This is a genomic window from Micromonospora rosaria (assembly GCF_001567585.1).
In the GTDB taxonomy this organism is placed as follows: domain Bacteria; phylum Actinomycetota; class Actinomycetes; order Mycobacteriales; family Micromonosporaceae; genus Micromonospora; species Micromonospora rosaria.
The window spans coordinates 1-9,309 of record NZ_LRQV01000200.1; the positions used below are offsets into that span (position 1 = coordinate 1).

The 9,309-nt window shown below is 75.3% G+C and carries 7 protein-coding genes and 2 pseudogenes; 4 read left to right on the forward strand and 5 right to left on the reverse strand.

Going from position 1 to position 9,309, the window contains the following annotated elements; genetic code table 11:
* Nucleotides 1-204, forward strand: a pseudogene (locus AWW66_RS34670) (hypothetical protein); the annotation flags it as partial.
* Here AWW66_RS34670 and AWW66_RS30050 read toward each other — a convergent pair.
* On the reverse strand, nt 197-3,460 hold the full coding sequence (locus AWW66_RS30050; protein ID WP_067373539.1) for a fibronectin type III domain-containing protein: 3,264 nt from the start codon (nt 3,458-3,460) through the stop codon (nt 197-199). The pseudogene AWW66_RS34670 and the gene AWW66_RS30050 overlap by 8 nt on opposite strands.
* 176 nt (nt 3,461-3,636) lie before the next feature.
* Here AWW66_RS30050 and AWW66_RS30055 point away from each other — a divergent pair, with 176 nt between their 5' ends.
* On the forward strand, nt 3,637-4,641 hold the full coding sequence (locus AWW66_RS30055; RefSeq protein WP_067373542.1) for an iron-containing redox enzyme family protein: 1,005 nt from the start codon (nt 3,637-3,639) through the stop codon (nt 4,639-4,641).
* Complete coding sequence (locus AWW66_RS30060; RefSeq protein WP_067373544.1) at nt 4,638-5,645, forward strand: glycosyltransferase family 2 protein; 1,008 nt, start codon at nt 4,638-4,640, stop codon at nt 5,643-5,645. The genes AWW66_RS30055 and AWW66_RS30060 overlap by 4 nt, the downstream gene beginning before the upstream one ends.
* A gap of 26 nt (nt 5,646-5,671) precedes the next feature.
* Here AWW66_RS30060 and AWW66_RS30065 read toward each other — a convergent pair whose 3' ends face one another.
* A complete protein-coding gene (locus AWW66_RS30065; RefSeq protein ID WP_067373547.1) occupies nt 5,672-5,932 on the reverse strand; it encodes a CDGSH iron-sulfur domain-containing protein in 261 nt (86 codons plus the stop codon).
* 190 nt (nt 5,933-6,122) lie between these two features.
* On the opposite strand from AWW66_RS30065, the gene AWW66_RS30070 reads away from it, so the two are divergent.
* On the forward strand, nt 6,123-6,962 hold the full coding sequence (locus AWW66_RS30070) for a cobalt-precorrin-6A reductase (RefSeq protein WP_245648549.1): 840 nt from the start codon (nt 6,123-6,125) through the stop codon (nt 6,960-6,962).
* Here AWW66_RS30070 and AWW66_RS30075 read toward each other — a convergent pair.
* The 3 genes and pseudogenes from AWW66_RS30075 to AWW66_RS35010 all read right to left on the reverse strand — a co-directional run.
* On the reverse strand, nt 6,950-8,461 hold the full coding sequence (locus tag AWW66_RS30075) for a precorrin-2 C(20)-methyltransferase (RefSeq protein WP_067373552.1): 1,512 nt from the start codon (nt 8,459-8,461) through the stop codon (nt 6,950-6,952). The genes AWW66_RS30070 and AWW66_RS30075 overlap by 13 nt on opposite strands.
* Before the next feature lie 2 nt (nt 8,462-8,463).
* Nucleotides 8,464-9,093, reverse strand: a complete 630-nt coding sequence (locus tag AWW66_RS30080; RefSeq protein WP_067373555.1) for a precorrin-8X methylmutase — start codon at nt 9,091-9,093, stop codon at nt 8,464-8,466.
* Nucleotides 9,093-9,309, reverse strand: a pseudogene (locus AWW66_RS35010) (hypothetical protein); the annotation flags it as partial. The pseudogene AWW66_RS35010 and the gene AWW66_RS30080, both read right to left, overlap by 1 nt.

Consider the following 9,309-nt stretch of genomic DNA (forward strand, 5'->3'; position numbering starts at 1 on the left):
CCCGACCCCGACCCGACGGCACAACCGACGCCCGATCCCGGGCCGACGACGCACCCGACGCCCGACCCCGACCCGACGGGGCCGCCGCTGCCGGTCACCGGGCTCGACCCGGGACCGGGGCCGCTGCTGACCGCCGCCGCCCTGATGATCGCGGTCGGCACGGCGCTCACCGCGCTCGGGCGGCGTCGCCGCGGCCTCAGATGACCGAGTGGGTCACGGTGGCCCGGTAGGTGCCGACCACCGTCTGCGGCGGCAACAGCACCGACAGCGTGGGGTTCCAACTGACCGCGTTGGCACCGCCGGCCTGGCCGGACCAGCCCGCGGCGGTGCGGGGCACGTCCAGGACCGTACCGGGCTGGGGCAGGAAGGTGCCGGTGCCCGTCGTGCTCACCGGCGGGCCGGAGGCGTACGTGACGGCGCTGCGCGGGATGGTCTCACCGGCCGAGCCCGAGCCCGTGACGAAGGCCGTCGCGGAGACGGTGGCCACCCACGATCCCGCCGTCAGGCCCCGGTCGTCGATCACCCGGACCAGGCCGAGCCGGTCGCTGACCGGCGGGGAGCCCGGGGTGCCCCGACCGAGCGACGCGGCGACGGGCACGCTGATGGTCAGCCCGCCCAGCGGGTCGACGACCAGGCTGACCGGCCGGGTGGCGGACTGGGCGAACGAATCCGCCACCCGGACGGTGAAGGCGAAGGTCCCGGCAGCCGTGGGTGTACCGGACAGCAGCCCGGTGGCCGCGCCCAGGGTCAGCCCCGGCGGCAACGTCCCCGCGCTCACCGACCAGGCGAACGGCCCGGTGCCACCGGTCACCGTGAGCTGGTACGAGTACGGCTGGAACGCCTTGCCCGGCGGCGGTGGCGGGAAGTCGAGGGTGGGCGCGGTGGCGATGGTGACGGTGGCCGGCCGGGTGTCGGAGAATCCACTGGCGTCGGTCACCCGGACGGTGAACGCGTAGCTGCCGGCCCGGGTGGGGGTGCCGGCGAGGATCCCGGTGGCCGCGCCCAGGGTCAGCCCCGGCGGCAACGCCCCCGCGCTCACCGACCAGACGAAGGGCGCGGTGCCACCGGTCACGGTGAGCGTGACCTGGTACGCCGCGCCGACCTCACCGCCGGGTGGGGGCGGGAAGGTGAGGCCGGGCGGGGCGTTGACCGTGACCGGGGCCGACGCCGCCGAGTCGGGGCCGGTACCGGCGGCGTTGACGGCGGCGACCCGGAACGTGTACGTGGCACCGGCGGTCAGGCCGGTGATGGTCCGGCTGGTCGGCGTCGCGGGCAGGGTCACCGGGGTCTGGGCCGTCCCTCCGAGGTACGGGGTCAGCCGGTAGCCGGTGATCGCCGAGCCGCCGGTGGCCGGCGCGCTCCAGGTGACGGTCGCGGAGGTGGTGCCGGCCGTGACCGAGGTGATGGTCGGCGCCTCCGGCACGGTGTACGGCACGACCGGCGCCGAGGCCGGGCTGGCCGTGCCGGTGCCGTACGCGTTGACCGCCGCCACTCGAAAGGTGTACTGCGCCGACGTGGTCAGCCCGGTCAGGGTACGGGTGGTGGTCGAGGCGTCCACGGTGACCGTCGACTGGGTCACCCCGTCCCGGATCGGGGTGATGACGTACCCGGTGATCGGGCTGCCGTTGTCGGCCGGGGCGGCCCAGGTGACGGTGGCGCTGGCGACACCGGCGACGGCGGTCGGGGTGGCCGGGGCGGCCGGCGACGAGGCGTAGACGAAGCTTCCCGCGCCGGCCGCGCCCCGGGTGACGACGGAGACGGTCACCGGGGCGGGGCCGGAACGGGCCGGCATCGAGGAGATGCCGAGGCTGCCGTCGCTGCTGGTGAAGCAGCCGGCCGCCGGCCCCGAGGCGCAGGGCAGCAGCACCACCGAGGCCCCGGTCGCCTGCTCGTCGGCCGTGCCGATGGTGATCGCGGTCGCGCCGGCGAGGTTGGTGCCACGGACGGTGACCGCCGCGCCCCCGGCGATCGAACCCGTCGCCGGGGTGACGGTCACGGCGCTGGGCGCGGTCAGCGGGGCGACCGCGGTGGTGGTGGAGGCGTACCCCGGGCTCGCGTCGTTCGACGAGGCGGTGGCCACCGTGCCGGTCTGGATCAGCGTCGGGGTGACCGCCGTGCCGGTCACGGTGGCGGCCACGGTGACCGGGGACAGGCTCGTGCCGCCGGGGAACGGCGTGTTGGTGTTGGTGCAGGTGATGCTCTGCCCGGAGGGCGCGGCGCAGGTCCAGCCGGAGCCGTAGGCGCCCCGGGGGACCACGCCGGCCGGCAGGGTCTGGGTCACCAGGACCGGCGACGACTCGCTGGGCCCGGAGTCGACGCGGGCGGTGACCGTGTACGTCACCGGGTCGCCCGGCTGCGGGGTGGCCCCCACCGAACTGGTCTGGCTCACGAGCAGGTTGGGCACGTCGTTGAAGCTGACCACCCGGGCGTTGTCGATCTCGTGGAAGTCGGTGACCGCCCCGGTGGAGCCGACCCAGCCGAAGGCCAGTTGCCGGGGGATGCCGTTGGCGTTCAACCAGTTCGGTGCGGGGTACAGGCTCGACGAGACCACCGGCAAGGTACCGGTGAGGGTACGGGCCGTACCGCCGACGGGGGTGAAGCGGACCGCGTACCGCCCGGCCGGCACGGTGATCCCGGTGCTGGTGGTGTACGACGAGGCGGTGGTGTTGGCGACCACCTCGACCGGCACCACGGAGGCGGCGCGGGTGCTCGCCCGCAGCGGGACCGCCGAGGACGAGGTGCTGGTGGCGGTGCTGTTGACCGCGCAGTACCCGACGCCGTTGCGGCCCGGACCCCGGATCACGACCTGGCCCGGCACCCGCCCGTTGGTGGTCGAGATGTACGCCGGGTTGGTGCACCCGGTGCCCTGGTAGACGCTGTTGCTGAAGTTTCCGTAGACGTCGAAGCCGATGCCCAGGTACCCGTTGGAGAGGCCGACCGAGCCGCCGCTGTACGCGGCCGAGTAGCCCAGCGACCCACCCGGCTGGCCGATGGTCGACGGTGAGCGCGGGTCGGCCGGGTCGACCGCCGCGAGCACGAAGGCCAGGCCGTCCGCCCCGGGACTGCTGCCGCCGTACTGGTAGGCGTTGAAGGTGACGTACAGCCCCTGCGACGTGGGCACGCTCACCGCGCCGAACACCCCGCCCTGCCGGGTCAGGGCGGCCGGGGTCAGCCGCAACTTGCCGGAGCCCTGCGGGTCGGTGCTGCTGGGGCAGCTGAGCAGCGGCCCGGTGGTCGTGTTGCCCGCCGCGCTGAGGCAGGCGCTGTTGCTGGTCAGGCCGGAGGGGACGCCGGGCACCGCCACGGCGCCCAGACCGCTGGCCGTGTTGCTCGCGAAGGGCTGGTCGAACAGGACCGTGCTGGCGACGGCGGGCACCGCCGTGACCACCAGCGCCGTCACCGTCAGCGTGACCGACACCGGGGCGGCCACCAGCAGGCGCCCCCACCGCCCGATCGACATCGTCCCTCCCGCCGCATCGTCCCCACCAGTCTCACGAACACTGTAGGTCGCATTTACGTACGTAGTCATCAAAAGCGTCATATCGCCCGGCGCGGGGCGAGACCGTTGCACTGCCGTGCGGGTTTACCTCACACCGGGCGGGGCATCCGGGCCCGGACGCTGATCAGGAGGTTCCGATGAGACTTCCGGCGGCCCGGGGCCCGGTCTCGGAGCTGGTGTTCCGAGCCCTCAGACGCGCTCCGGGGCAGTTGCCGCCCGATCTCGGTCAGCCGGTGCCCCGGACCCGCGACGCCCTGTCGGACGAGGACCTCCAGATCCTCCTCTTCGCCCTCTACGAGCTGCACTACCGCGGCTGGGACGACGTCGCCGACGAGTGGGAGTGGGACCCGGCGCTGCTCGCGCTGCGCCGCGTCGCCGAGGCGGACTTCGAGTCCTCGTTGCGCCGGCTGGTCGGCCGTCCGCCCGAGGGATTCGACCGGGACCTCCCCCGCGCCCTGGCCGACCTGGTGACGGCCGACGACGGTCCGTCGCTGGCCACCGAACTCGGCCGCCGGACCGGACCCGCGCGGTTCGAGGAGTTCGTGACGCACCGGTCGGTGTACCACCTCAGGGAGGCCGACCCGCACACCTGGGGCATCCCCCGGCTGGCCGGACCGGCCAAGGCCGCCCTCATCGAGATCCAGATCGACGAGTACGGCGGCGGTCAGCTCGCCCGGATGCACGCGCAGCTCTTCCGCGACACGATGGCCTGGCTGAAGCTGGACACCCGGTACGGCGCGTACGTCGACGTGGTGCCCGCCGTGACGCTCGCGACCAACAACCTGATGTCCCTGTTCGGTCTGCACCGGCGGTGGCGGGGCGCGTTGATGGGGCACCTGACGGCCTTCGAGATGACCTCGTCGCTGCCGAACCGCCGCTACGGCGACGCGCTGCGACGACTCGGCGGCACTCCCCCGGCGACCCGCTTCTACGACGAGCACGTCGAGGCCGACGCCGTCCACGAGCAGATCGCCGCGCACGACCTGTGCGGCTCGTTGGTCAGCGGCGAGCCCCACCTCGCGCCGGACGTGTGGTTCGGCGCGGCGTGCTGTCTCGCCCTCGACCGGCTCTTCGCCGAGCACCTGGTCACCTCGTGGTCCAGCGGACGGAGCTCGCTGCGGACGTCGATGGCGCTCGCGTGAGCGCCCCGTCCGGTCGGGCGACGGGCGGGGCGGGCGCGGCGGCCGTCCCGGAGCCGGTGACCTACGTCCTGCCGCTGCGCTGGTCGGAGGATTCGGGCCTGGAGGAACTGACCGCCTACCTGCGCTGGCTCTCCCGCCGCGTCGAGGTGGTCGTGGTGGACGGCTCACCGTCGGCGCTGCGGGCCGGGCACGCGGCCCGGTGGCGGTCCCTGCTGGTGCGGCACCTACCGCCCGACCCGGGTCTGCGGTACGCGAACGGCAAGGTGAACGGGGTCCTGACCGGGCTCCGCGTGGCTCGCCACGATCGGGTGATCGTGGCCGACGACGACGTCCGCTACGACGACGCCGGGTTGCGCCGGATGGCTGAGTTACTCGGTCACGCGGACCTGGTCCGCCCGCAGAACTACTTCGATCCGCTGCCCTGGCACGCCCGGTGGGACACCGGCCGGAGCCTGCTCAACCGGGCCGTCGGCGCCGACTACCCCGGGACGCTCGGCGTCCGCCGGTCGACGGTGCTGGGCATCGGCGGCTACGACGGCGACGTGCTGTTCGAGAACCTGGAGCTGATCCGGACGGTACGGGCACACGGGGGACGGGAGATCGTCGCGCACGGTCTCTACGTGCGCCGCCTGCCGCCCACCGCGCGGCGGTTCTGGGCGCAACGGGTCCGGCAGGCCTACGACGACCTCGCCCAGCCCCGCCGCTTCGCGGTGTTCCTCGCCCTCCTCCCGGCGGCGCTCGTCGCGGCCCGCAGCGGTCGGTGGGGCGCAGCCGCGACGGGGGCGCTCGTGACGATCGTGACGCTGGCCGAGGCGGGCCGGCGACGGGCCGGCGGAGCCCGGGTCTTCCCCCGCAGCACCGTCGCGTTCGCCCCGGTCTGGGTGCTGGAGCGGGCCACCTGCGCCTGGTTGGCGCTCGCCCGGCGGGTCGGGTGGGGCGGGATCAGCTACGCCGGCGCACGCATCCGGGTGGCCGCGCACCGGCAACGCCAGCTCGCCGGTTGACGGCGCGCGGCGGCCCCGCGCCCCGGTCAGACCGGCGGTGCGTCCACCCCGGCCGGCTCCGGCCCCGGGTCGCGCCCGCTGGCCGCCCGGAACCCGGTCACCTTGTGCGTGCCGTCGCAGAACGGCTTGATCGCCGACATGCCGCACCGGCACAACGCTATGGTGCTCCGGCCCGGCTCGATCGGCGTGCCGTCGGGCGCGCGCAACAGGAACGCGCCGCGGACCAGCAGCGGCCCGTCCGGGTACGGGGTGATGACGACGCTCGGCTCGCTGCCGGGGTGCTCCATGGCAGTCCATGCCCACGGTCGCCGCGCGCAAACGTGCCACGCGGCGGTTGCCGCCGGCACGAGGCGGACGGCGGGGTGTCCGGGACGCGGGACCGGTCCCACCCCGGGCAGCCGCTAGCCTGGGCCGAGCCGCCAGCGGAGCCGGGCCGCACGGCGACCGAGCCCGGCCCCGGTGCGAACGGAGGATCTGGTGGGTGCCCCGAACAGCGAGGCGGTGGCCGGTCCGACGGCACGACGCGGCCCTACGGTGGACAGGTCCACCAGCTCGCCGTCGACCCGGCGGGTGCTCGTTCTCGGCGGTACCGCCGAGGCGCGGGCCCTGGCCGCCATCCTGGCCGCGCAGCCGGCCACGACGGTGGTCTCCTCGCTGGCGGGACGGGTGGCGGACCCCCGCCTGCCGGTCGGCGAGGTGCGCATCGGCGGGTTCGGTGGCCCGGCGGGACTGGCCCGGTGGCTCACCGACCACCACGTCGACGCGGTGGTGGACGCCACCCACCCCTACGCGGCCCGGATGCGGGTCGCCGGGGTCGAGGCCGCCGCGACCGCCCGGGTGCCGCACCTACGGCTGGAACGGCCCGGGTGGACGGCCCAGCCGGGTGACCGGTGGCACCGGGTGCCCGACATGGCCGCCGCCGTACGGGACCTGCCGGCGCTCGGGACGCGGGCGCTGCTCACCACCGGCCGGCAGAGCCTCGGCATGTTCCTGCCGGTGACCGGGGTGTGGTTCCTCGCCCGCGTGGTCGACGCACCCGACGGGCCCCTGCCCGCGCATGTGCGGCTGCTGCGCAGCCGGGGCCCGTACACGGTGGACGGTGAGCTGGCGCTGATCCGCGACCACCGGATCGACGTGCTGGTGACCAAGGACAGCGGCGGGGCGCTCACCGAGGCGAAGCTCGTCGCCGCCCGCCGGCTCGGGCTACCGGTGCTGATGGTCGACCGGCCAGCCCCACCCGACCTGCCGGCGGTGGTGCACACCGCCGAGGAGGCGGCCCGGTGGGTGGACGGGCTACCCCCCGGTCAGCCCGGGTAGGTACGCGGGGTCCACACCGCCACGGAGCCGTCCCCCCGGGTGCTGACCTGCGTGGTCGACGATCCCACGAGGAGCAGGCAGCGCATGTCCACCACCTGGGGGTCGAGGTCGGCCACCGTGGTCACGGTCACCGTCTCGCCGGGCCGGCCGATGTCGCGGGCCACCACCACCGGGGTCTTCGGGTCACGGTGGCGCAGCAGGACGTCCCGGGCCGCGCCGACCTGCCAGCGGCGGCTCGCCGAGGCCGGGTTGTAGAGGGCGAGGACCAGGTCGGCCTCGGCGGCGGCGGCGAGCCGCGCCTCGATCACCGGCCACGGCTTGAGCCGGTCGGACAGGGACAGCACCGCGAAGTCGTGCCCGAGCGGCGCGCCGATCCGGCTCGCGGCGGCCTGGGCCGCGGTGAGGCCGGGCAACACCCGGACCGGCACCCGGGCGAAGCGGGCCTCGGCGGTGGCCACCTCGTAGACGGCGCTGGCCATCGCGAAGACGCCCGGGTCACCGGAGGAGACGACCACCACCCGGGCCCCGCCGAGCGCGAGGTCCAGGGCGTGGGCGGCCCGTTCGGTCTCCACCTGGTTGCCGGAGGTGTGCCGCTGCTGGCCGGGGCGCACCGGCACCCGGTCGACGTACGGGGCGTACCCGACCAGGTGCTCGGCCTCGCGCAGGGCGCGGGTCACCTCCGGGGTCTGCCAGCGCGGTCCCGCCGGGCCGAGGCCGACCACCACCACCTCCCCGCCGGAGGCCGCCGGGGCGGGCGGGTCCGCGTGGACGGCACTGCTGGTCGGACTGGGCAGCAGAGCCAGCGAGAAGTAGGGCACCTCGTCGGGGTCCACCTCGGCCAGCGGCGCCTGCCGGCCCCGCTCGGAGGTGGCCCGTTCGACGTACCACGACTCGGGGAGCCGGCCGGCGTCGTCGAGGGCGGCCCGGACCCGGCCGAAGGTGCGGCCGAGTTTGAGCACGGCGGCGGCGTCGGTGTCGGCGAGCCGGCGGGCCAGCTCCTCGGCGGGCAGCGTCCCGGGCAGGATGGTCAGCACCTCGTCGCGTTCCACCAGCGGCCGGCCGAGCACCGCCGACGCGGCGCTGACCGAGGTGACGCCGGGGACCACCTGGGCCGGGAACCGGTGCGCGAGACGCTCGTGCAGGTACATGTAGGAGCCGTAGAACATCGGGTCCCCGGCGCAGAGCACCACCACGGTACGGCCGGCGGCGAGGTGGACGGCGAGCCGTTCGGCGCTGTCGTCGTAGAACTGCCGGATGACGCCCTCGTACCCGGCCGGGTCGTCGGTCTCCTCGGTGGTGATCGGGTACACCAGCGGCTCGTGGACGTGCCGGTCGTGCAGGTGCGCGGCGACGATCGACCGGGCGATGCTGCGGCCGTGCCGGGCCGAGTAGTAGGCGACCACGTCGGCCTCGCTGATCAGCCGGGCGGCCTTGACCGTCAGCAGTTCCGGGTCGCCGGGTCCGACGCCGACGCCGTAGAGCGTGCCGGGCTGGGCCATCGTCACTCCACCTCGCTCGCGATGCCGTTCACCGCCGCCGCGGTGACGGCGCTGCCCCCGCGCCGCCCGTGCACGACCAGGTAGGGCACCCGTGCCGGGTGCGCGGCGAGGGCCTGCTTGGATTCTGCCGCGCCGATGAACCCCACGGGCACCCCCACGACGGCCGCCGGGCGACCGACGCCCTGGTCGATCAGCTCCAACAACCGGAACAGCGAGGTGGGGGCGTTGCCGATGGCCACCACGGCACCGTCGAGGCGGTCCCGCCACAGTTGCATCGCGGCGGCGCTGCGGGTGGTGCCCTGCTGCCGGGCCAGGTCCGGGACGGCCGGGTCCCGCAGGGTGCAGACCACCTCGTTGTCGGCGGGCAGCCGCGTACGGGTGATGCCGGCGGCGACCATCGCCGCGTCGCACAGCACGGGCGCGCCGGCCCGCAGCGCGGCGTGCCCGGCGGCGACCACGTCGGGATGGGCGTCCACGTCGTCGGCGAGGTCCACCATGCCGCTGGCGTGGATCATCCGGACCACCACCCGGGACACGTCGGCGGGGAACCGGGACAGGTCGGCCTCGGCGCGGATGGTGGCGAAGGAGCGGCGGTAGATCTCCGCGCCGTCGCGGACGTAGTCGTAGCTCATCACGTTGCTCTCCGTGCGTGGGCCACCCGCTCGGACAGCGGGCCGTCGTGCTCCCCTCGGGGGCTCTCGACACGGTAGCCGGAACCGTCGGCGACCAGCAGGGCGGCCGGTGCGGCCGGTCGCCCGCAGCAGCGGTCGCAGCCGGCCCAGTGCAGCGGCAACGCGCCGGCGGGGGGCGGGCCGGCGGCGGCGAGGACCTCGGCGGCGTCGGCGTGG